Genomic DNA, 21997 nt, shown 5'->3' with positions numbered 1-21997 from the left:
AGTTATCCGTAAGATCAGGCCTGGCGTCAGGACATTTGGATTGTGTTCGGCTAACGTTGCGTGGACGCCGTGGGCGCACGCTGCCACCGGCAGCCCGCCCGCCGGCGCACGATTCACAATCAACAATCGACAAGGAGATCCTGCAATGAAGAAGCTTCGTATGGTGACGTTGGCAGTAGCAGCGTCGGTGGGTCTGGCGCTGGCGCACGCGCCGGCCGTGTTCGCGCAGGATACGGCGTCGGGCGCGGCACCCGGCGCGACGTCGGCTTCGACCGCTGCGCCGACCCAGAAGCAGCTCGACAAGGCGAAGCGCAAGGCCGAGCGCAAGGCGAAGCGCGCCAAGCATGCCGAGGACCTGCGCAAGATCGAGCACAGCGGCTATTCGCTGACGGGCGACAAGTCGGCCACTGGCAAGACGCCTGCCGGCGCGGCGTCGGCGCCCGGCCAGTAACGGTCCTTAACGGTCCTTAACGGTCCTTATCGGGTCCTTATCGGGTCCTTATCGGGGGCCGTAGCGGGCCCGGGCCCGCGCGCGGCGGCGCGTTCAGTGCCGCCGCGCTTTGTCTGCTTACGACGCGAGCTTCTTCGCGAGTTCCGCGACGTGCTTGCCCTGGTAGCGCGCGATGTCGAGCTCGTTCGCGCTCGGCTGGCGGCTGCCGTCCGCGCCGGCGAGCGTCGTCGCGCCATACGGCGTGCCGCCGGTGATTTCGTTCATGTTGACGAGGCCGCTGCACGCATACGGCACGCCGACGATCACCATCCCTTGATGGAGCAGCGTCGTATGGAACGACGTGATCGTCGTTTCCTGCCCGCCGTGCTGCGTGCCGGTCGACGCGAACACGCTGCCGATCTTGCCGACGAGCGCGCCTTTCATCCACAGCCCGCCCGTCTGGTCGAGGAACGTGCGCATCTGGCCGGCCATGTTGCCAAAACGGGTCGGCGTGCCGAAGATGATCGCATCGTAGTCGGCGAGTTCGTCCGGCGTAGCGACCGGTGCTGCCTGGTCCAGCTTGATGCCGATCGACTGCGCCGCGTCGGCGGGGATCGTTTCGGGCACGCGCTTGAGCGTCACTTCGACGCCCGGAACCGATTGCGCGCCTTCGACGACATGTTTGGCCATCGTCTCGATGTGCCCGTACGACGAGTAGTAAAGAACCAGAACCTTGGCCATGTTGCGATTTCTCCGTTGAAAAAGGGCCCCGCATCGCTGCGGGGCCCGGTCATATCCGAGTCGGGCGTTATGCCCACTCGGCCGTTACTTCGATCGGACGCAGGTCGAACACCAGTACTTCGGCATCCTTGCCATCTGCGAGCGTCAGTGCCTGCTCGCCGCGCACACGTGCGCCGTCGCCTTCACCGAGCGTCGTGCCGTTGACCGTCACGCTGCCGCGTGCGACGTGCACGTACGCATAGCGGTCCGGCGCCAGTTCGAGCGTCGCGCTTTCGTTGCCGTCGAACAGGCCCGCGTAGATCCGCGTGTCCTGACGGATCTTCAGCGAGCCGTCGGCGCCGTCCGGCGACACGACGAGCATCAGCTTGCCGCGCTTGTCCGCTGCCGGGATGTTGGCTTGCTGATAGCGCGGCTCGGCGCCTTTCTCCGACGGCCCGACCCAGATCTGCAGGAAGTGCACGGATGCGTCATGCGAGTGGTTGAACTCGCTGTGCCGCACGCCGGTGCCCGCGCTCATCAACTGCACGTCGCCAGGCACGATCACCGACCCCGTGCCCATCGAGTCCTTGTGTTCGAGCGCGCCTTCGAGCACGTACGACAGGATCTCCATGTCGCGGTGCGGGTGCGTGCCGAAGCCGCGGCCCGGCATCACGCGGTCGTCGTTGATCACGAGCAGGTCCGAGAAGCCGACCTGCTTCGGGTCGTAGTAGTTCGCGAACGAGAACGTATGACGGGAACTGAGCCAGCCGTGCTCGGCACGGCCGCGTTGGTTTGCTGCACGGATCTCAATCATTTTGGTATGTCCTTGAAGTGGCCGAACCGCGGAAGTGGGCTCGGCCGATCGTTGAGATGAAGCTTAGGTCAATCGATTTGACAAATAAACCGTTCTGCGGATAATCACTGTCACATTCGGGTGGACAATATGGAACTTGGCGATCTCAGGATCTTTGTCGCGACGGTCGATGCGGGCAGCTTCACGGCGGCCGCCGACCAGTTGATGCTGTCGAAGCAATTCGTCAGCCGGCGGACGATGGCGCTCGAGGCGGCGCTGGGCGTGCGCCTGCTGCTGCGCAACACCCGCAACCTGGCCGTGACCGAATCGGGGCAGGAGTTCTATGGGCGTGCGCAGCGGATCCTCGCCGAGGTGGCCGATGCCGAGCAGGCGATGTCGGTGCGCAGCACCGAGCTGCACGGGTCGCTGAAGATCAGCGCGCCGCTGTCGTTCGGGATCACGCATCTGTCGCCGCTGATCGCCGAGTTTCTTGCCGCGCATCCGGCCGTGCGGCTCAATCTCGACCTGACGGACCGGCGCGTCGACCTGATCGGCGAGGGCTTCGACTTCGCGCTGCGGTTCGGCCCGCTCGAGGATTCGACGCTGGTCGCCCGTCCGCTTGGGGCATGGCGGATGATGGCGTGCTGCAGTCCCGCCTATTTGCGCGTGCACGGCACGCCGGCGTCGCCGGCGGACCTCGCCGGACACACGTGCCTGTTGTACGGCCACGAGCGGCGGGTGGGCTGGGAGTTCCGGATCGACGGCGCGCCGCGCACCTTCGACGTGCAGGGGCCGCTCGTCGCGAACAACGGCGAGGTCGTGCGCGACGCCGCGATCGCCGGGCTCGGTATCGCGCGGCTGCCGCACTTCATCGTCGGCGCGGCGCTCGATAGCGGCGCGCTCGTGCCCGTGCTCGACGCGTACGAGCCGGCGCCGCTGGCGCTGAATGCGGTGTTTCCGCAGCACCGGGAAGGGTTCGTGACGCTGCGTACGTTCATCGGGTTCCTGTCGGAGCGGCTGGGGCAGGGGGCGTCGAATGCGCAGGGTGCATCGAACGCGCGGGCCTAGCTGCTCGTGGGCGTGGCGGCAGGCAACGTAGACAGGCAAGGCGGCGTGCGGCGAATGACCGGCTATTCACCGCAAAATATGCGGTGAATAGCCGCCGGTGCGGCGAATGCGTGGCCTGATCTCCGCATCATGTGCGGCGATTGGACATACAGCCGGGAAGCCCAGCGGTTGGCCCGCGTGGCACGGTCGAGCCGATCAGATGCTGATCAGTCTCCCTTGAACGTCGAGGGTGACGCTTCGGCGCCGCCCGGTTTCGACGCTGGCTCCGAGGGCGCCGCCGCCACACCGCTGGCTGCGTCTGTTGTGCGTCCGACACCTGGCACGCCCGACGCACCGGAAGTCGACTTCATGTACTCCGGCGCACCAGTCGCCTTCTTTCGTACGCCCGGCGCCGGCGCGGTCGGCCGCTTTTCCATGTCGGCCAGCATCTGTTGGCACGGCAATGGCCGGTTGCGGCTCGGTTGAAGCAGCGCAAGCAGCGATGCGACCGGATTGAGCAACCCCAGGCCGACCGCTGCCCCGCCGCGCGCAATCAGCGCGCCCGGCTGAACGCCGACATGCGGCTGCTTGAAGGTCCCGCGCACATACAACGGCGAACGCAGCGAAACCACGCGGAAGCCTTTGGTATGCGGGTGTATCCGCAGATCCATCGACTCGTCGCGCATATCGATGCTGCCGTCCATGTCGATCACGGCGTCGTCGGTATCGATGGCGAATACGCGCGATTCGAACACGCCATTGGTCGCAACCAGATCGGCCGCCGCGCAATTGATCTTCACGTCCCGGTTGCCGAACAGCTTCTCGTACACCACATTCGCGACATTCAGTCCCGCCGCCTCCATCAGCAGCCGGCTGACTGCGCCGTCAGTGACCAGCGTCTTCACCTCGCCGTTCGAGCTCGCCGCAAGTGCCGACGGCGAATTGCCTGTCGCCGACAGCGCCACGTCGCCGTTGATCTCGCCCAGGCTCGTCTGCATCACCGCGAAGGTCGGAAAGAGCTGTTTGAGCCGCAGGTGCCGCACTTGCATCGAAACGCGCGCCTTCAGCGGCATGGCATTGCCGTCCAGATGCATCGTCGAGGCCAGCGTGCCGCCGGCGACGCCAAACTTCAGCGGATCCAGTGCCAGCACGCCATCGCGCAGGACGACATGCGTGTCCAGCGCCGTGACGGGCAGGTTGGCGTTCTTGATGATGCGCCGGCCGGTGAACGCGACGTCCGCGTCGATCGCTTTCCACCGCTCGGTGCGGAACGCCTCGACCGGCAACGCCTTGTTGGCGGGCTGGTTCGCGGCCACACCGCGGCGTGCCTTGTTCGCGTTCGAGTCCGCGCCGATGATCGGCGCGAGATCGGTGAACTGAAGCAGATTCGACGCGACCTTCCCGGACAACACCGGTCTCGGTTTGCGCGCCTCGTAGGTCAACGAGCCGTTCAGGTCGCTGTCGCCCACGCGACCGGTGAAATTCTCGTACTTGAAGACGTTGCCCGCGTCACGAAACTGGCCGACCAGCTGGCCCTCGGTCGCAAACGGGCGCGTTTCCGGCAACGTGACGCCGCTGATCTCGTAGAGATGCGCCATGCTGACTCCCGCCAGCCACAGGCGCAAGTCGAGCGCCGCCAGGTGCGCCGGATCGGTCAGCGTGCCGACCAGCGCGATACGCGTGTCGCCGATGCGCATATTCGCCTGTACCGGGAATGGCCGCCGCGCGTCCTGCAACGCAAGCACACCGCCAACCTTCCCGTTGCCGCTCACCGCCATCTTTCTGTACGTGCCATTGACGGTCCAGCCAATCGCATAAGTCGCGATCGAGCGTCGAGCCGATGACGAGCCCGCACGGCTCGCGCCGGATGCCGCGGCAGCGCCGGAGGTTTCGGCAGCCGCCGAGGTCGCGGCTGCAGCAGCCGGGGGTGACGGCGTGACCGACGATGCGCCGGCAGTAGCGGCAGCGCCTGATGCGTTCGACGCGCCAGGCGCGCGCTTGGCCCGCACTTGCGCGTTGAGCTTCGTCGCGTTCGCGCTACCGACCACGCCTGCCGATTCCTTGCGCGACATGTTCTCCTGCTGCCTGAGCACGTCGCCGAACGGAATCGGCTGGCCGAGCGTATCGATCGCCACCTTCAGGTCGGCACGCTTGAACTCGTCGTAATAGGCGACACTTCCCTTCATGAAGGCAATGTCATGCAGGTCGAGCGTCCACGTGCGCGGTTGGCCGGACGATTTCAGCTTGAACGTCCAGTTGTCGCGCCCGTCCTTCAGGCGTTCGAGGTCGACCGACGGATTGGCGAATTCGATCGACGGAATGACGATGTGCCTGTCGATCAGCGGTAGGGCGGCCACGTCGAAGCTGATGGCGTCGAGCGTCGCGAAGTCCTTCGTGCGGGTCCAGTCGGGATTCGCGATCACGATGTTGCGCGCGGTAAACCTCGGCCAGGGCACCCATGCACGCCAACCGTGCTCGAACGGTGGCTGGTGCCAGTCCACGCGCAGATCGCCATTGATCGAAAACTGCCGCCCGATCGCTTCGGATACCTTGTCATCGATCCACGGGCGGGCGTGGTTCCAGTCGAACGTCTCGACAAAGACCGCCAGCGCGCCGGCCACCACCGCGACGGTCACGGCAAGCGATGCCACGGTCTTGCCGAACGTGCGTGCGATGTGCATTGTCCACTCCGGGTTGTCCACGATGGAGACGTGTTCAGCAAGCCGTATTCCCGCACCTGCTTCGAGCCGCACGCGGCACGCGAATTGCGCGCGCCTGTTGCCTCCCCGGGCCGGGCTGGCATGCAGCAGTTCGCGGTGGAGCCGATCAAGGAGAGATGCGATGCGAAGACGATATCCCGCGCGGCAAATGGACCGCCGCGGCCCGCCGAACTGGCAGGAGCGCAACGAACGCGCGTTCTGGGGCGCCGACGAGCGCGATGCGCCGAACTACGACGAATCGCTGTTGCCGGACGACGAATACGAGTCCGAATATTGCTTCGAATCCGAAGGGTCGGGCCCGGAGGACTGGGGCAGCGAATGGGGCGACTGGGCGGATCGCGCATCGCTTGCCTTTGGCCGGCGCGGTGATGACGACGGTCGCCGCCACATGACCTGGTCGGAGCACGGCGGCCAGCGCGCCTACGGCGTGCCGCGCAGTTACGGCAATCCCGGCCGCCATGCGGAACAGGGCGGTTACCGGGGAGAAACCCCGGCGTTGCGCAGACATCATCGTATGGACCGCCATGTCGGGTATGACGACACCCGCTACGGCGGCGGCCAATACGGCGGCGCGGCGAGATGGTTCGACGACGCGCGGATTGACGGCGGTGCGCCGGGGCTGCCGCATTTCGGCGGCCCTGGTACCGAACGCCGCGCCCCGCGCCGGCGTCAGGGGCCGAAAGGCTATACGCGCTCGGACGAGCGTATTCGCGAGGACGTTTGCGAACGGCTCGCCGACGCCCTCGACATCGACGTGAGCGACGTCAGCGTCCAGGTGCAGGATGGTCGGGTCGAGCTTGAAGGCAGCGTGCCCGTGCGCTGGATGAAGCACGGCATCGAGGATATCGCCGACAGTTGCATGGGCGTGCGCGACGTCGACAATCGGGTGAAAGTGCATCGCGACGAGATCGACACCCCGGCCCCGGCGCAAGTGTTGCGTCCGGACCAACGGACCGTCACGGCGACACCGCATCCCGTCCGGCAGGAACCCGACGGCGGCGCGTCCGGACGCAAGCCGCGCCGCTGACATTCCGCCCGATCACGCGCGATTGCGGCCGATTGCGGCTGATTGCGGCCGTCGCTCGCGCTGCCGCGCCTGTCCGCCGCACCGATGCGACACCTGACGCGCGCGTGCATCGAGCACCGACCGGTCGAAATTACAGCGCGGTTATAAAAACGCCGCGCGCGCCCGGTGATCGCGACGCAACGTCCATGCCGACGCGGGGCCGGGCGCGGCGATGGACTGGCATGGAAATCGCTGAATCTGGTGCGGCGACGCTTGCCTCGACAAACGCCGCCTGTCGCGATTCTTCAACAGAGGTGCATCTCCACCCGCATTGCGCTTTCGGCGCGTGCGCGGGGCGCTGCATCTCAGGGTGCGGTTCTTATGACATACGATCCCCCGTTGCCGGACTCCATCGGCCGGCCCCGCATCGCCGTGTTCCGGGCGCTGCAGCTCGGCGACATGCTCTGCGCGGTACCGGCGCTGCGCGCGTTGCGGCGCGGTGAACCGAACGCGCGCATCACGCTGATCGGCTTGCCGTGGGCGCGCGAATTCGCGTCACGATTCGGCGAATATATCGACGATTACATCCGGTTCCCCGGTGGGCCGGGCCTCATCGAGCAGGCCGAGCCTGACGCCGCGGACGCAGACGTGTTTCGCTCGACCTGTTGCGCGCGCGGGTTCGATCTCGCGCTGCAGCTACACGGCAGCGGCGAGCACGCGAATGCCGTCGTCGCATCGCTCGGCGCGGCGCGTACCGCGGGTTTCGTGCCGGCCAGCGGCCACGCCGCGGCGCTCGACCACGCAATTCCATGGCCTGCCGACGAGCCGGAGATCACGCGGTATCTGCAACTGATGCGCAGTCTCGGCTACGACGACTGGGGCGACTATCTGGAATTTCCGCTCGGCGGCCTCGACTATGCGATCTGGCAGGTGCTCGGCGAGAAGTACGGGCTGACGCCCGGCCGCTATGTCGTCGTCCATCCGGGTGCGCGGATGCCGTCGCGGCGCTGGCCGGTCGAGCGTTTTGCCGGGGTCGCGCGCTGGCTCGCAGAGCATGGCCTGCAGATCGTGCTGACCGGCACGCGCGGCGAAGCGGATCTCGCGGACGCGTTCGTCGCGGGCCTCGGGCAGCCCTGCATCAATCTGTGCGGCGGCACGCCGCTTGGCGCGCTCGCGGCGCTGATCGGCCGCTCGCGGCTGCTCGTCAGCAACGACACGGGCGTGTCCTGCATCGCGGCGGCGCTCGGCACGCCGAGCATCGTCATTGCCTGCGGCAGCGACGCGGTCCGCTGGGCGCCGTTCGATCGCGAGCGGCATCGCGTGCTCGCGGTCTATCCCGCCTGCCGGCCGTGCACGTTCGATACGTGTCCGTATGAGCACGTGTGCGCGACGGCGATCGGCGTCGACGAGGTGATCGGCCACGCGTACCAGTTGCTCTGCAAGGAGGGGCGCCATGCGCGGTAAGCGGCCGCGTGTGTGCGACACGGCGCTCGACGGCGCGCTCAGCGCTTGGTCTTGGACCCGTCGCGTTCGTGTTCGGGAATCAACGCAAGCCGGTTGTACAGGGTCTTGAGGCTGATTCCAAGTGCCTTTGCCGTGCGCGGCTTGTCGCCGTTGAAATGCTTCAGCGATGCAACGATGAAGCGCTGCTGCGAATGCAGGAGCGTCGTGCCGAATTGCAGTGTCATCGCATTCTTGCGAACCTCGTCGCCCGGAAGCAGCCGGCGCGGCAGAGACAACTCGATCTGCTCGTCAGCGAGGATGAACGCGCGTTCGAGCACGTTGCGCAGTTCGCGCACGTTGCCGGGCCACGAGTACGCGGATAGGGCCTTCAAGGCCTGGCTCGACAGCCGCTTGCGCGTGCAATGCCGCGTGTTCAACCGTTCGATGAGTGCTTGCGCGATGTCGTTGATGTCCTCGTCGCGCTGCCGAAGCGCCGGGACATGGAGCGCGATCGCGGCGATCCGGTAGAACAGGTCCTCGCGCAGGCGGCCTTCCTGAACGGCGGCCACCGGATCATGACGGGTGGCCGCGACGATGCGGACGTCGAGCGGAACGGGCTCGTTGCCGCCCACCCGCGTGATCGTGTTCGATTCGAGCGTGCGCAACAGCTTCACCTGCAATTCGGCCGGCATTTCGGCAATTTCGTCGAGAAACAGCGTGCCGCCGCGCGCCGCTTCAAAAAAGCCGATGTGCTGGGAGATGGCGCCGGTGAAACTGCCTTTTTCGTGCCCGAACAATTGCGACTCCGCAATATCGGGCGGGATGGCGCCGCAATTGACCGGCACGAACGGACCACGCCGCCGCGTGCTCATGTTGTGCACGAGCCGGGCCACGATGTCCTTGCCGGCGCCAGTCTCGCCGACCACGAGAATGCTGGCATGCGTCGTCGCAACCTTCGCGATCTTGCGCAACAGGGTCTGGATCGAGTGCGACGAGCCGAGCAGTCGCTCGCCATGATAGTCGGGTTTCGGCATGGCGAAATATCTGATGAAAAATCAACCGATTCTCCGTTGAAAAGCATACTGATTCGCGCGCTGAAAGGCATTGAATCTAGCAATGCGTGACGGGTGCGCGGATAGATTTGATCGATGGCGGCGAAAGCGTGGCGCGTCGCGCAAGCGCGGGCGCGGCATGCGAATTGCGGCACCGTGACCAGATCGGCGCAATGCCGGCAACACAAAAGGAGGTCACGATGAATGCGAGACAGTTGCAAGCCTGGACGGAATGGCTGAAGCATCATCCATCGAAACGGCTCGGCGCGGCGGTCGCGCTCACGGCGGCCGCATTCTGCGCCGCCGCAGCGCCGCACGTGGCGGTGGCCGCCGACAACGACAACGACGTGAAGTCCACGCTAGCGACGGCCGGCGCCAGGATCCACGACGCGGAGATCACGACCAAGGCGAAGGCTGCGCTCGTCGGCAAGGACAACCTGTCGTCCGGCGACATCCACGTGAAGACGCGGCACGGCAACGTCGTGCTGACGGGCAGCGTGCCGGACATGCAGCAGCGCACGCTCGCGGTCAATACCGTGAAGCAGATCGAAGGCGTGCAGGACGTGCACGACCAGTTGACGATCCGGCCGAAATGACGGCTGGGCCCGGCAAGGCGCCCATTCATGAACGGCACGCTCGAACCGGTCGGCGAACAGGCGATCGTGATCCCGTTGCAGCCGTGACGGCATGTCACCGTCAACCGGCGCGGCCCGACGATCCGGCGACCCGAAATGCGGTCATGTCAAGGAGGCATCGAATGAAGCCCAGCATCCGGACCCTCGCGGTGCTGGCGGCCGGCGCGCTTGGCGCGTATGCCAGCACCGCGCAAATGCAGGGCGCGCCGCCCGCGTCCGATTCGCATGTGCCTGGCGGCATCATCGACACGTCGCCGGGGCCGGGTGATGCGCGCATCGCCCGGCCGCCGCAACCTGCCGATGCCGAATTTGTCGACAGGGCCGGCCTTGCCGGCAAGAGCGAAATGCAGGCGAGCCGGCTCGCACTCGAAAAATCGCCGTCGCCGGACGTACGCGCCTTCGCGAAGCGGATGGTCGACGATCACGGCAGGACGAACGACCAGTTGCAGCAGCTCGCCGCGCGCAAGGGCGTGCCGACGCAGGCGGGGCGAATCGTCGATCCCGACGTCGAAGCGCTGCGCGACAGGAGCGGGCGGGATTTCGACGATGCGTACGTGGCCGTGGTCGGGCCCGATGTGCATCGCAACGCCATCCGGCTGTTCGAGGACGAAGCGCGGGATGGCCGCGACCCCGACCTGCGCGCGTTCGCGGAGGCGACGCTGCCGGTGCTCAGGCACCATCTGACGATGGCGCAGGCGCTCGCACGCAAAGTGGGCGCGCCATAGCGTGTGCGTCGTTGAACCTGAGGGCCGCGCGCGGCTTCGAGTGCGTTGCGGGTGATCCGGGCGCGGTTCTGGATGGCGAGATGGCAGTCCTCGTGGCCCGCGCGCACGTAGTCCGTGTCGGGCGTCATGTCGCGCGGGGCCAGGTGTCGAACGGACGTGACGAAGCGCGGCGCGCCGTCACGTCCGCTGCGGCTGCGAGATGCCTTCGAGCGTATTCGCGACCTCGTCGCGCGATGCACCATCGGCGCGCGTCGCGATGTCGCCGAGCGACAGCATGCCGACGAGCCGCCTGTAGCGATCGATGACCGGCAGGCGGTGCAGTTGCGCGGCGGCCATGTAGTGCTGGATGTCGTCCAGCGCATCGTCTTCGCAACAGAATTCGATCGGCCCAGACGAAACTTCCTGGACACGCGTCTCGGGCGGCTTGCCCGCGCAGACCGCGCGCACCACGATATCGCGGTCCGTCACCACGCCGACGAGCTGGCCGTCGTCACAGACCGGCAGCACGCCAACGTCGTAGCGCTTCATCAGTTGCGCGGCATGGCGAATCGAGTCTGTCAGCGCGACGTGCACGACGTCCTTCGACATGATTTCCTTGACGAGATGCATGGCGCGCTCCTTACGTGTAAGTGCGCTCGAACAAGCAAGCGGCATGCCTCGGCGTGTGCCGCGGCATCGGCACGCCGTTTGCGGTGATCGAGCAGTGGGACATCGAACGGCAGCGGGTCGCGCTGAAGCGCATCGCGGCCGAGTTCGCCGAGGTGATGGCGCGACGCAGCCCGACCGCGTATGCGGGCGAGCTGCGTGTCAACCGGTTCTGAGTGCGCGCGCCGGCGGCGGCGCACACGTTACAGCGGCGTTGTAAAAAAGCGCACGCGCGGCACGCGACGTCCGTGCCGCCCGCGTGCGCATTCGTGGCGGCGAACCGGCACGCAAATCGCTTGATCCCGTTCAGCAACGCTTGTCTCGACATGCGTGGCCTGTTTCGATCTTCGGGGCGGCGAAAATGAACCGGACCCTCGATCCAGCCGGAACTTCGCCCGCCGGATAGATTGAATCGATGACCGCGGATTGTGCGATATGCCTTCTATACTCGTAAGTAATCATCAAGTCCCGATCGTGCGGCACGCCAGAAGGCCGCGGCCTTCCTGCACGCGTTCGCCACCGCGCACACGCCGACATCGGCCTGGCGCCGGTCTTGGCAGTGCGTTCCGCAGCTGCCCCCAGGAGTCCGGATGCCCTATGTCCTGATTGTCGAAGATGACGCCGATACGCGCGCGATGCTCGCCGCGCTCGCGAAGTCGCAGCAACTGACATGCGACACGGCGGCCACGCTCGAGCAGGCCCGCACGATGGTTGCCACACACACGCCGGATCTCGTGCTGTGCGACCTCGTGCTCCCTGACGGTAACGGCATGGCGCTGTTCGATGCGCTGCCGAAACATGCGCACTGCGAAATGGTGCTGACGACGGGCCATGCGAGCCTCGAAACCGCCATCGATGCGCTGCGCCGAGGCGCGACCGACTATCTGGTGAAACCGGTCAACATGCAGCGGCTCACCAGCATTTTCGCGCGCGTTCCGCGCACGGGCGCGCTGCACGAGGAAATCGCCGAACTGCGTTCGGAGCTCAAGCGCCTCGGGCGCTTCGGTCACATGCTCGGCCGTTCGCCGCCCATGCAGGCGATGTACGACGCGATCGGCCGCGTCGCGCGCACCGAGGCGTCGGTGCTGCTGACGGGCGAATCGGGCACCGGCAAGGAATTGGCGGCCCGGACGCTTCACGATCTCAGCTTGCGGCGCAATGGGCCGTTTCTCGCCGTGAATTGCGGCGCCATCGCGGCCAACCTCGTGGAGAGCGAGATGTTCGGCCACGACCGCGGCAGCTTCACGGGGGCCGATCGCCAGCACAAGGGTTTCTTCGAGCGCGCCGACGGCGGCACGCTGCTGCTCGACGAAATCACCGAAATGCCGGTCGAGTCGCAGGTGAAACTGCTGCGCGTGCTGGAGACCGGACAGCTGACGCGGCTCGGCTCGACGCGCGAGATCGATGTCGACGTGCGGATCATCGCGGCGACGAACCGCGATCCGGAAGCCGCGATCGCAGACGGCAAGCTGCGCCCCGATCTCTATCACCGGATCAATGTGTTCCCGATCGCACTGCCGCCGCTGCGGGAGCGAGGCGATGACATTCCGATGCTTGCCGATGCATTCCTGCAGGGCTTCAACGAGGAAAGCGGACGCAATCAGCGCTTCGCGCTGGCCGCGCGCGAGATGCTGAAATCGTATGCGTGGCCCGGCAACGTGCGCGAGCTGCGTAATTTCGTCCAGCGCGCCAGCATTTTCTGCGATGCCGACGTGATCGAAACGCTGCCGCCGCCCATCATGGAAGAGCTCTCGGCGATGGTCGACCAGCACGACGATCGGGTGACCGTGCCGTTCGGCACGTCGCTGCAGGAAGTCGACCGCCGGCTGATCGAGGGGACGATCGCGCAGTGCGGCGGCGTCAAGGCCCAGGCTGCCGAACTGCTGGACGTCAGCCTGAAGACCATCTACAACCGACTCGCGCAGCTCGAGGACGCGTCGGCCGAATCCGCGGACAAAAAGCCGTTGGACAAGCCGGATTCGTGATGGGTCGGCGCGCGCATGCCGCGATGTCGTCGCCGGCCCTATTGTCGACAACGATGAGGGCTGGGCGGCGACTGGAGGCAACGCGATGATCCGGTTTTCACGAATGCACACCCGACATTGCGTGGTCGCGATCCTGCTGGTGGCCGCCGTGACCGTGCTCCAGGCGGTCGCGATCCGGCTTGGCGGGGTGAACCTGCCGCTGCTGCTGTACTACCCGATGCTCGTGGTCATCGTGTGGACGACCTCGATCCGGTTCGGGCTGGCCGCCACCGCCGTGAGCGGCGCGCTGATCTGGACGCTGTTCCTGTCCGATCCGTCCGCCTACACGTTGCCGCTGCCCGAGCGGCTCCTGCAACTCGGCGCGTTCGTGCTGTTCGGGGCGCTGGCGTGCGGGCTTGCGTCGGCGCTGCGCCGCGCGCAGTTTCTCCATCATGCCCAGCTGCGCCGCGAAACGGCCGCGCGCCGGCGTGTCGAGGCCGTGCTGCAATCGCTCACGCTGGGCGTGCTGGCGACCGACCGGCAAGGCCGGCTCACCTACCTGAACGAACGCGCTGCGGCGCTGGTCGGCTGTGTGCGGGACGACGTGCAGGGCCGGCGCGTGAGCGACGTGCTGCGGGTGTACGACAACGACGGGCGGCGCGTGCCGCTCACGCCGCTCGAGCGCGCGCTCGAAGGCGGCGATGGCGCGGTGTCGGCGCAGCACTGGCTGCATACCGGCGGCCGTGAGGCGCCGCTGCCGATCGTCGGCACCGCGTCGCCGATTCGCGACACGAAAGGCAACCTCGATGGCGCCGTCATGGTGTTGCGCGACGCGCGTGCGGAACGGGCAAACGACAAAGCGAACCGCATGCTGCGCGCGGTCGTCGACGCGTCGCCGGACGCGATCGTCGGCGTCGCGGCCGACCGCCGGATCGTCAGCTGGAATCCCGCCGCGCGGCGCATGTTCGGTCACGACGCGAGCGACGTGCTGGGGCGCGACGTCGCGATGCTGATCGCGGCACGCTGGTGGCGGCGGCCCGCGGTCGCGGAAACGTTCAGCAACATGCGCAATGCGATCGGTCCCGTCGACCTGCTGTGCATCGCGCGCGATGGCGAACGGTTCCGGGCGACCGTCGAGGCGGAACCGGTGCGGGACTTTACGCGCGAGCAGGTTGCGCTGTCGATGACGCTGCGGCCTTCAGGCGATCAGCGCCAGCGCGATCGCCGCGCGCAGCGCACATTGCGCGGCGCGCGCAACGCGCGCAGGCAGGCCGACACGTCGAACCGGATCAAGGACGAGCTGATCGCGACCATGTCGCACGAGCTGCGCACGCCGCTCAACGTGATCTACGGCTGGATCGAGGTATTGCGTCATGCCGGCGATGCGAACCTGCAGCAACAGGCGATCGACGCGATCGACCGCAGCGCGCGGTCGCTGTCGCGGATGGTCGGCGACATCCTCGACGCGTCGTCGCTCGCGACCGGCAGGCTGCGTCTCGACGCGATGCCGGTCGATCTCGTGCGTATCGTCGCCGACGTCGCAAGCACGTTCCGCTCCGCGGCAGAAGCGGACGGCATCGTGCTCGAGACGGACTGCCCGCTGGATGTCTGTGTCGTGACGGGCGACGGCGAGCGTCTGCGGCAGATGCTGTCGAATCTCGTGTCGAACGCGCTGAAGTTCACGCCGCATGGCGGGCGCATCAAGGTCGGCCTCGCGTGGACCAACGCAAGCGCAGTGCTGACCGTCGCGGATACGGGGCAGGGCATTGCCGAGGAGTTCATGCCGCACGTGTTCGAGGCGTTCCGGCGCGCGGACAGTTCGCCGGCGTCGTCGCGCCGCGGTCTCGGTCTCGGGCTGTCGATCGTCCGTCACATCGTGGAGCTGCATGGCGGCACGGTATCCGTGACGAGCGACGGACGCGACCGCGGTACGACGTTCACCGTGACGCTGCCGGGCGGCTGGCGGCCGATCGGCCCGATGGCGTGGGCGGCCGCCGGATCGGCGGACATCGGCAATGTGCCGGCGATGCTCGACGGACAGCGTGTGCTGGTGGTGGACGACGACGCCGCGACGCGCTCGAGCCTGTCCGCCGCGCTGGCGACGCTCGGCGCCGAGGTCGACGTCGCGTCGTCAGGCCGCGAGGCGCTCGCGCGGGTCGCGCGCCAGTGCCCGACCGTCGTGCTGTCCGATCTCGCGATGCCCGACGGCGACGGCTTCTGGCTGCTCGACGCGTTGCGGCGCGATGCGCAGCACAACGTTCAGGACTTGCGCGTCCTGGCCGTGACGGCCCATGCGGGGCTCGCCGACGAGCGCCGCGCGCTGGCGGCGGGCTTCGACGGCTATCTGTGCAAGCCGGTCGACCTGCAGCAGCTCGCGCAGGCGATCGCGCGCGAGAAGGACGGCGCCGGCTGAACGGCGCGGGCCGGCGCGTGGCCGGCGGACCTGAGCGCCCTTGCCGGCCCTGCGACGTCGAACGGGAACGAGGGGGATATGCGTGGTCCCCGCATCGGTGGCACGCGGATCGCTCGCGCCGATGCAGCCGTTGCGTGTCAGCGCCGGCCGTGGTCGCGCCCGGGATAGTTCGGCGGCAGCTCGTCTTTCGGCATGTCGGGGCCGAACTCGTCATCGATACTCCAGTAAGGCACGCTGCTGTAATAGTCGTGGATCGGCCCGGCCCATTGCGGATCGGCCAGCGCCGGCCAGTGATCCTTGTCGAATCCCGGCGCGTTGCGAACCTGTTCGGTCGTCACCGACAACAGGAAGCACTTGTGCTCGGTATCGAGCGTGAGCGCGTTCCATGGAACCGCGAGCAGCTTGTCGCCAATCCCGAGCAGGCCGCCGCTCGACAGCACCGCATAGGCGATACGACCGGAGCCGACGTCGAGCATGATCTCCTTGAGCTTGCCGACGTCGTCGCCGTCGGCGGTGAGCACCTTGTCGCCTTCGAGCGTGCTGGCAGCCATGACGTCGGGGCCGGGGCCGCGCGCTGTTTCGCGTCCCTTGCGGATGATGCGGGTTGTGCGTTGGTCGGGTGCGTTCATGATGGTCCTCCTGGCTGGCGCGAACGTCGCCCGTATCGGGCAGTGTGTCGCGCGGGTGGATGTCCGGACCGGCGTGACGCGCGGCGCGTCGTCACGTCCGCTTGGGCTTCGATACGCGTAGGCGCGCGTCGGATCGAGCAAGCGGCGTGCCCTGGCGCAATGCGCATTCGCGCACCGCGCGGGCTCGCAACGGCTCGCGCGGTGCATCGTGTCGGCGTGATGCTTCGGCGGCGACGACGCATGCGTGGCGAGCCGGCCGCAGGACGATTTCGCGCTTGCCGCCCACGCGTCCGACGATGCTGGCCGCGAATGGTGGATCGTGCTGGCCGCGTGCGACGCGTGAGCGCTTCACGCCGGTTGAAAGTTTTGCAGCGGTCGAAGCAGGTATTTCAATGATCGGCGGCTTGAGGTTGCAGGCGTGCGGCCTCGCGTCGTGCAGCGCAGGCGGCACGCCGCTTGCGGATCGAAGGGCATCGGCGGGACAGGGAGACGTGCAATGAGCATTCGCGTCGTGCCCGGCATCAAACGCGATATTGCCGAGACGATCGGCCGTTACTTCGACGCGCGCGGCATGGCGTTCCATATCGAGGAGCGTCCGGCCAACGTGCTGCATGTCGGCTTCCGGGCCCACGGGCATTCGGCCGCTGTGACGATTACGTTCGACGAGGACGCGTTCGCGGCATTCGAGCAGTGGAATATCGAACAGAAGCGCCTCGCGCTGAAATGGATCGCGGTCGAGTTCGCCGCCATGATCGCGCGACGCAGCCCGACCGCCTACGCCGGGGATTTTCACGTCAACCGGTTCTGAGCGCGACACGCGCATTGCCGGCTGCATTTTATGGAGGACTTCGATGAAACCGAACCTGATACGCGGCGCCGCCGCATGGGCGATCGCCGCCGCGTGCGGTGTCGCAGCGTGCTCGCAGACGAGCCCCTATGGCCCGCGTCCCGACGTTGCTTCGCAGCAAAGCGGCGCGATGCAGTCTCAATCGACGCAAGACGCAAACGGTCGTTACGACACGCGTCCCGCAACCGGCAGTGCTGCTCCGGCGCCATCGAAGGACGAGCACAGTACCCAGGGCGTGCAACCGCCCCCGTTGTATTGACGACGGCCGCAACCAGCGGCCTCGCGCGTCGCGCGGATGTGCCACGCGGGGGAATGGGCCGCGCCAACCCGCGCATCATCCGTGCCCGCACGTGACTCCGGATGGAGGAGCGGTCCTGACCGCCTGTTCGAGGCATGACGAACAAACTTGCCGAACGCTTGTAAAAAAGCAGGGAAACCGGTCGTGACGTGAGGGTTCGAACCCGAGCCGGCATCAGCGCACAGGCGCGCTGACGATCTTGGCGTGGATGTTGCGTGTCATTGGCGTACCGATGCGATGAAAAGCAGGAGGCCGACGATGTCCGTCACGCTTGCGCTCCAGATGCGGCAGCACCTGGCACTCACGCCGAGGCTCCAGCAGTCGCTGAGCCTGTTGCAGATGTCTTCGCTCGAGTTCCAGCAGGAGTTGCGGCAGGCGCTCGACCGAAATCCGTTTCTCGAGGACGTCCGGATCGACGACGATGACGGCGCGGCAGACGCGTCACCCGCCGCCGAACCAACCGCGCCCGAAACCGCCGCGCTCGACGGTGCGCAGCCGCCGTCCGACGAGATCGCCTATACGGCCGAGCCCGTGGCGCGCGGGCCCGGCCGCGCGGGCGACGAAGTATCCGATGCGGCGGCCGGCGAATGGAGCGCGGCCGAGCCATCGTTGCACGCGCAACTGCATGACGCACTGCGGCTCTATCCGCTGAACCGGCACGATCGCGCGGCGGCGCGTCTGATCATCGACGCGCTCGACGACGACGGCTACCTGCGGCAGGCGCTGCCGGATCTCGTGCTCGCGGCCGACCCGGCGCAACTGCTGAGCGAACGGGATCTCGCCGTCGCGCTGCGGCTCGTGCAGGCGCTCGATCGGCCCGGCATTGCGGCGCGCAGCCCGTCCGAATGCCTGCTGCTGCAGCTCGACGCGCTGCCGGCCGACACGCCGGCACTCGTGCACGCAAAGGCCATCGCCCGCGATCATCTGCCATGCCTCGCCCGTCGCGAGACGGCCGAACTGCAACGGCGGCTCGGCTGTGACGCGCAGACGCTGCATGCCGCGTGCGCGCTCGTGAGGGGGCTCGATCCGCGTCCCGGCAATCACTACGGCAGCACGCGCGGCGACTACGTCGTGCCAGACGTGATCGTGCGCGAGGTGCGCGGCGAATGGATCGTGACGACCAACCCTGCGGTGATGCCGCGCACACGGCTGCACCAGCGGTATGCGGAGCTGTTCGCGCGCACGTGCGGCGAGCGCGATTCGCCGCTCGGCCAGCAACTGCAGGAGGCGCGCTGGCTGATCCGCAATGCGCAGAAGCGCTTCGAGACGATCCGGCGCGTCGGCGCCTGCATCGTTGCGCGCCAGCGGGATTTCTTCCGCTATGGCGAGATCGCGATGAAGCCGCTGCTGCTGCGCGACATCGCGGAGGAACTCGAGCTGCACGAGTCGACGGTGTCGCGCGCGACCGGCAACAAGTACATGGCGACGCCGTACGGCACGTTCGAGTTCAAGCATTTCTTCCCGCGGCGGCTCGAGGCGGCCGGCAACGGCGACTGCTCCGCCGCCGCGGCGAAGGTGCTGATCCGCGACATGATCGCCGCGGAGCGGCACGCCGAGCCGCTGTCGGACGTCGCGCTCATGCAGCGCCTCGCCGGCCGCGGGATCCTGATCGCGCGGCGCACCGTGACCAAGTACCGGCAGGCGATGAAGATTCCGCCCGCCGACCTGCGGCGGCGCGATCCGGCATGAAGGCCGCAGCCGTTTCGACGATCTTCGTCCACGAGGAGGGCACATGCTTCGATACGCCATCATCTTCTTCATCATCGCGATCGTCGCGGCGGTCTTCGGATTCGGCGGGATCGCGGCGGGCGCGGCCGAGATTGCGAAGATCCTGTTCTACGTCTTCATCGTGATCTTCCTCGTTTCGCTCGTCCTCGGCGCGGCCCGACGATGACGATCCGCCGCGCCCCAGCCGGACGTGAACCCGGCGAAATGACCTCGTCTTTGCTCGCGCGGCGTCTGGCCGAACTCGAGCGCGCGCTCGCGAACGGCTTTCCGTCGCAGTCGACCGTTGTCGTGCACGCGGACGACGCGTCGGGCCGCCTGACGATCCAGGTGTCGTGGGTTCGCCTGCCGGTCGGCGACAGCGGCCGCGAGTGGCGTTGCGCGGTCGACCTCGTGCTGGAACCGGGCGTGCTCGCGCACTTCGCGGCCCTCGACATCTCGGGCCGCCTGCGCGTGAAGGCGCACCTGTGCGACGTCGCGCGGCGCGCGGTGGACGAGCGCAAGCCGCGCGTCGAGGACGAGGCGATCGACTGCAGCGCGAGCGTCGGCGTGACGGTGCAGACGATCGACGACGCGGCGCGCGGCCCGTGACGGATCAGTGCCGCCGCGGCCGCCGGTGATACCGGCTCATCAACGGCGTTGCGGACACCCCGTGCGCGATCACCGATGCGGCGACAACCGCCAGCACCGGCGCAGCAAGCGGTCGCACCGTGTCGGCGGGCCCGTGCTCGAGCGCGAACGCGAGGTAGTAGAACGAGCCGATGCCGCGGATGCCGAACCACGCCATCAGCCGCCGCTGCACGCGCGTCGCGCGCGAGCCTGCCAGCGACAGCACGACGGCAGCCGGCCGCACCACGAGGAACAGCATGGCGGTCAACCCAGCCGTGCGCCACGTGATCAGCGGGCCTGGAAGCGTTGCGAGCACGCCGCCCACCATCGTCATCACGACCGCCTCCGCGATGCGCTCGAGTTCGATCGTGAAGCCCAGCACCGATTCGGCCATGTACGCGTGCGCCTTTTCCGGATGCTTCTCGGTGGCGACGACGTCCGCCGAATCGATCTTGCCGATCACTTCGCGCGGCGCGCGATCGCCGCTGGCCTGGTGTTCGACGCGCCGCATCGCGACGCCAGCGGCGAACGTGGCGATGAAACCGAACGCATGCGCGAGCTGCGCGGCACCGAACGACAGCACGATCAGCGCGAGCGCGAAAAATCCCTCGAGGCCCAGCGCCTGCGCATGTTGCGTGCGCAGCCAGCCGATCGTCTTCGTTGTCGTCCAGCCGAGCGCGCCGCCGATCACGGCCGCGCCGGCGATGCCCCACAGCGCGGCCAGCGCGAACCCGGCGGACAGCGGCGGCATCCGGTGCGTCGCGTCCGGATTGCCGCACAGCGCGAGTCCCGCGAGCGCGAACGGCAGCGCGATGCCGTCGTTCAGGCCACCTTCGCCCGACAGCGCGAAGCGCACGAGATCGCGGTCGCCCGGGTCGCGCACCTGCACGTCGTGCGCGAGCACCGGGTCGGTGGGCGCGAGGATCGCCGCAAGCAGCACCGCGGGCCCCCAGTCGAGCCCCAGCGCGAGCACCGCGCAGCCGGCGACGAGCGGCACGGTGACGATCATCGCCAGGAACCCGAGCCGGCACGGGACGAGCCAGAGCGGGTCGAACAGCGGCACGCGCAGCCGCAGCCCGATCGCGAACAGCGACACGAGCAGCGCGACCTCGACAACGCTGCGCAGCAACGGCGCGTCGCGTTCGAGGTCGAGGTGCAGCAGGCCCGCGCCGGCCGGGCCCAGCAGCACCCCGAGCAGCAGATAGATCATCGCCGTGCTGCACGGCAGATGGCGCAGCGCCGAGGTGGCAATGCCCATGCCCATCAACACCGCGCCGACGATCAGGTACCAGAGGGTTTCGTGCATGTGCGGTCTTCAGCGCGGACGGCCGCGGGCCGCGTCAAGGGCCGCGGCCGAATGCCTCGCGCAGCTTCCGTTTCGCGCGCTCGAGCGTCGCCCGTCGCGATTTCGGCAGATTGCGGCCGGCGCGGTTCACGTAGAAGTTCAGCATCGACATGGCTGACTGGAACGGCGTCGCCTTGCGGCGCCGGCTGCGCTCGGCCGAGCGTTTCAGCGACGCCGCGATCGCGTCCGGATCGTCGCTCTTGAAGATGCCCGGCTCGATGTCGAGCGCATCGCTGGTGCGCGTGACCTCGCCGGACCAGCGCTTGCGCTCTCGTGGATCGGCACTGCGGCTTCGGCCGGGCCGTCGCGCGAGGCGTTTTCCACGGCCTCGCGCTGCTGAAGGTTGACTCATCGATCGTCCTCCATCGAAGCAGGTGAAACAGACTGGCACGGCGTGCCGCAATTCGCGTGCCGCACGGCGTGCGGTGAACCCGGAGCAGGGGAGCGGGCACGCTGATTGCGAAAAACTTACCGGGTGCATGTTTTGACGGAGGGCAGCCATACGCGATGTATTCGCAACCGACCCGGGCAACGATCGAGCCTCACGCGCGCCGACGCAGGCACCTGCACGACGCCGCCGCCGACAGAGGGGGTGGCCCGGCCAATTCACCGGAGAACATCATGCATTCGTATGCCGATAGGGAACTGGACACAACCATCCGCTTCGACCCGGAGACGGGCACGATCACTTTTCATGCGGCATGGGCCGCCGCGGCCAGCGCCGCGCCCGGCGGTGCCCCGGGTCCGGCGATCGACCTCGTATTCGATTGCTGGGCGATGGAACGCTATGCGAATCTCGATGCCGCCGCACGTGGGCGCGTCCACGTACTGCTGCAAGACGCCGTGCAGCAAACGGTCGAGTGCCTGCCCGGGCAAGCGGACGAGTGCCAGCTGACCGTTCTGATAACGGATGAGCTGATTGACGTGGCGACCCGCCTGCATTGACGATCA

The 21997-nt window shown here is 67.5% G+C and carries 23 protein-coding genes; 14 read left to right on the top strand and 9 right to left on the bottom strand.

Annotated features, from left to right (window positions below; genetic code table 11):
• Positions 1-145: 145 nt before the first annotated feature.
• Positions 146-451, top strand: coding sequence for a hypothetical protein (locus ACV22Z_RS18425; RefSeq protein ID WP_448077718.1), 306 nt, complete (start codon positions 146-148; stop codon positions 449-451).
• A 117-nt stretch (positions 452-568) separates the two neighbouring features.
• On the opposite strand, the gene wrbA is transcribed toward ACV22Z_RS18425, so the two are convergent.
• A complete protein-coding gene (gene wrbA / locus ACV22Z_RS18420) occupies positions 569-1171 on the bottom strand; it encodes an NAD(P)H:quinone oxidoreductase (RefSeq protein WP_448077717.1) in 603 nt (200 codons plus the stop codon).
• 67 nt (positions 1172-1238) lie between these two features.
• Positions 1239-1964 (bottom strand): pirin family protein, encoded by a 726-nt coding sequence (locus ACV22Z_RS18415; RefSeq protein ID WP_448077716.1) that lies wholly within the window; start codon positions 1962-1964, stop codon positions 1239-1241.
• 129 nt (positions 1965-2093) lie between these two features.
• Here ACV22Z_RS18415 and ACV22Z_RS18410 point away from each other — a divergent pair, with 129 nt between their 5' ends.
• Positions 2094-3011 (top strand): LysR substrate-binding domain-containing protein, encoded by a 918-nt coding sequence (locus ACV22Z_RS18410; protein WP_448077715.1) that lies wholly within the window; start codon positions 2094-2096, stop codon positions 3009-3011.
• A 206-nt stretch (positions 3012-3217) separates the two neighbouring features.
• Here ACV22Z_RS18410 and ACV22Z_RS18405 read toward each other — a convergent pair whose 3' ends face one another.
• Positions 3218-5671 (bottom strand): AsmA family protein, encoded by a 2454-nt coding sequence (locus ACV22Z_RS18405; RefSeq protein ID WP_448077936.1) that lies wholly within the window; start codon positions 5669-5671, stop codon positions 3218-3220.
• Positions 5672-5858: 187 nt separating this feature from the next.
• Between ACV22Z_RS18405 and ACV22Z_RS18400 the strand changes: the two genes are divergently transcribed.
• A complete protein-coding gene (locus ACV22Z_RS18400) occupies positions 5859-6737 on the top strand; it encodes a BON domain-containing protein (RefSeq protein ID WP_448077714.1) in 879 nt (292 codons plus the stop codon).
• Between the two features lie 360 nt (positions 6738-7097).
• On the top strand, positions 7098-8180 hold the full coding sequence (locus tag ACV22Z_RS18395; RefSeq protein ID WP_448077713.1) for a glycosyltransferase family 9 protein: 1083 nt from the start codon (positions 7098-7100) through the stop codon (positions 8178-8180).
• Positions 8181-8218: 38 nt separating this feature from the next.
• Here the strand turns inward: ACV22Z_RS18395 and ACV22Z_RS18390 are convergent, their stop codons facing one another.
• Complete coding sequence (locus ACV22Z_RS18390; protein ID WP_448077712.1) at positions 8219-9193, bottom strand: sigma-54 interaction domain-containing protein; 975 nt, start codon at positions 9191-9193, stop codon at positions 8219-8221.
• A gap of 218 nt (positions 9194-9411) precedes the next feature.
• Here ACV22Z_RS18390 and ACV22Z_RS18385 point away from each other — a divergent pair, with 218 nt between their 5' ends.
• Both ACV22Z_RS18385 and ACV22Z_RS18380 read left to right on the top strand, forming a co-directional pair.
• Positions 9412-9807, top strand: a complete 396-nt coding sequence (locus ACV22Z_RS18385) for a BON domain-containing protein (protein WP_448077711.1) — start codon at positions 9412-9414, stop codon at positions 9805-9807.
• Positions 9808-9968: 161 nt separating this feature from the next.
• A complete protein-coding gene (locus ACV22Z_RS18380; protein WP_448077710.1) occupies positions 9969-10571 on the top strand; it encodes a DUF4142 domain-containing protein in 603 nt (200 codons plus the stop codon).
• Positions 10572-10748: 177 nt separating this feature from the next.
• Here the strand turns inward: ACV22Z_RS18380 and ACV22Z_RS18375 are convergent, their stop codons facing one another.
• Positions 10749-11180: a CBS domain-containing protein gene (locus tag ACV22Z_RS18375; protein ID WP_448077709.1), complete on the bottom strand. Its 432-nt coding sequence runs from the start codon at positions 11178-11180 to the stop codon at positions 10749-10751.
• 20 nt (positions 11181-11200) lie between these two features.
• On the opposite strand from ACV22Z_RS18375, the gene ACV22Z_RS18370 reads away from it, so the two are divergent.
• The 3 genes from ACV22Z_RS18370 (at position 11201) to ACV22Z_RS18360 (ending at position 15593) form a co-directional block, all read left to right on the top strand.
• Positions 11201-11392: a hypothetical protein gene (locus ACV22Z_RS18370; RefSeq protein ID WP_448077708.1), complete on the top strand. Its 192-nt coding sequence runs from the start codon at positions 11201-11203 to the stop codon at positions 11390-11392.
• A gap of 414 nt (positions 11393-11806) precedes the next feature.
• Entirely contained in the window at positions 11807-13201 is a 1395-nt protein-coding gene (locus ACV22Z_RS18365; protein ID WP_448077707.1) for a sigma-54-dependent transcriptional regulator, read from the top strand.
• Positions 13202-13286: 85 nt separating this feature from the next.
• Positions 13287-15593, top strand: coding sequence for a PAS domain-containing hybrid sensor histidine kinase/response regulator (locus ACV22Z_RS18360; protein ID WP_448077706.1), 2307 nt, complete (start codon positions 13287-13289; stop codon positions 15591-15593).
• Between the two features lie 137 nt (positions 15594-15730).
• On the opposite strand, the gene ACV22Z_RS18355 is transcribed toward ACV22Z_RS18360, so the two are convergent.
• Both ACV22Z_RS18355 and ACV22Z_RS18350 read right to left on the bottom strand, forming a co-directional pair.
• A complete protein-coding gene (locus ACV22Z_RS18355; RefSeq protein WP_448077705.1) occupies positions 15731-16222 on the bottom strand; it encodes a PRC-barrel domain-containing protein in 492 nt (163 codons plus the stop codon).
• A 91-nt stretch (positions 16223-16313) separates the two neighbouring features.
• On the bottom strand, positions 16314-16673 hold the full coding sequence (locus tag ACV22Z_RS18350; RefSeq protein ID WP_448077704.1) for a hypothetical protein: 360 nt from the start codon (positions 16671-16673) through the stop codon (positions 16314-16316).
• Positions 16674-16718: 45 nt separating this feature from the next.
• On the opposite strand from ACV22Z_RS18350, the gene ACV22Z_RS18345 reads away from it, so the two are divergent.
• The 4 genes from ACV22Z_RS18345 to ACV22Z_RS18330 all read left to right on the top strand — a co-directional run bounded on the left by ACV22Z_RS18345 (position 16719) and on the right by ACV22Z_RS18330 (position 19683).
• Positions 16719-17030, top strand: coding sequence for a hypothetical protein (locus ACV22Z_RS18345; RefSeq protein ID WP_448077703.1), 312 nt, complete (start codon positions 16719-16721; stop codon positions 17028-17030).
• A gap of 595 nt (positions 17031-17625) precedes the next feature.
• A complete protein-coding gene (gene rpoN / locus ACV22Z_RS18340) occupies positions 17626-19056 on the top strand; it encodes an RNA polymerase factor sigma-54 (protein WP_448077702.1) in 1431 nt (476 codons plus the stop codon).
• A gap of 43 nt (positions 19057-19099) precedes the next feature.
• Positions 19100-19261 carry a DUF1328 family protein gene (locus ACV22Z_RS18335; RefSeq protein ID WP_448077701.1) on the top strand — a complete coding sequence of 54 codons (162 nt, stop codon included), beginning with the start codon at positions 19100-19102 and terminating at the stop codon, positions 19259-19261.
• 38 nt (positions 19262-19299) lie between these two features.
• A complete protein-coding gene (locus ACV22Z_RS18330; protein WP_448077700.1) occupies positions 19300-19683 on the top strand; it encodes a DUF3022 domain-containing protein in 384 nt (127 codons plus the stop codon).
• 4 nt (positions 19684-19687) lie between these two features.
• On the opposite strand, the gene ACV22Z_RS18325 is transcribed toward ACV22Z_RS18330, so the two are convergent.
• Together ACV22Z_RS18325 and ACV22Z_RS18320 are read right to left on the bottom strand one after the other, a co-directional pair.
• Positions 19688-21007 carry a cation:proton antiporter gene (locus ACV22Z_RS18325; RefSeq protein WP_448077699.1) on the bottom strand — a complete coding sequence of 440 codons (1320 nt, stop codon included), beginning with the start codon at positions 21005-21007 and terminating at the stop codon, positions 19688-19690.
• A gap of 34 nt (positions 21008-21041) precedes the next feature.
• Positions 21042-21398, bottom strand: coding sequence for a DUF3175 domain-containing protein (locus ACV22Z_RS18320; protein WP_448077698.1), 357 nt, complete (start codon positions 21396-21398; stop codon positions 21042-21044).
• Positions 21399-21667: 269 nt separating this feature from the next.
• Between ACV22Z_RS18320 and ACV22Z_RS18315 the strand changes: the two genes are divergently transcribed.
• On the top strand, positions 21668-21991 hold the full coding sequence (locus ACV22Z_RS18315) for a DUF3022 domain-containing protein (protein ID WP_448077697.1): 324 nt from the start codon (positions 21668-21670) through the stop codon (positions 21989-21991).
• The last annotated feature ends 6 nt before the right edge of the window (positions 21992-21997 follow it).

This window comes from Burkholderia sp. PU8-34 (genome assembly GCF_053427725.1).
This window is presented reverse-complemented; position numbering and strand designations above follow the sequence as displayed.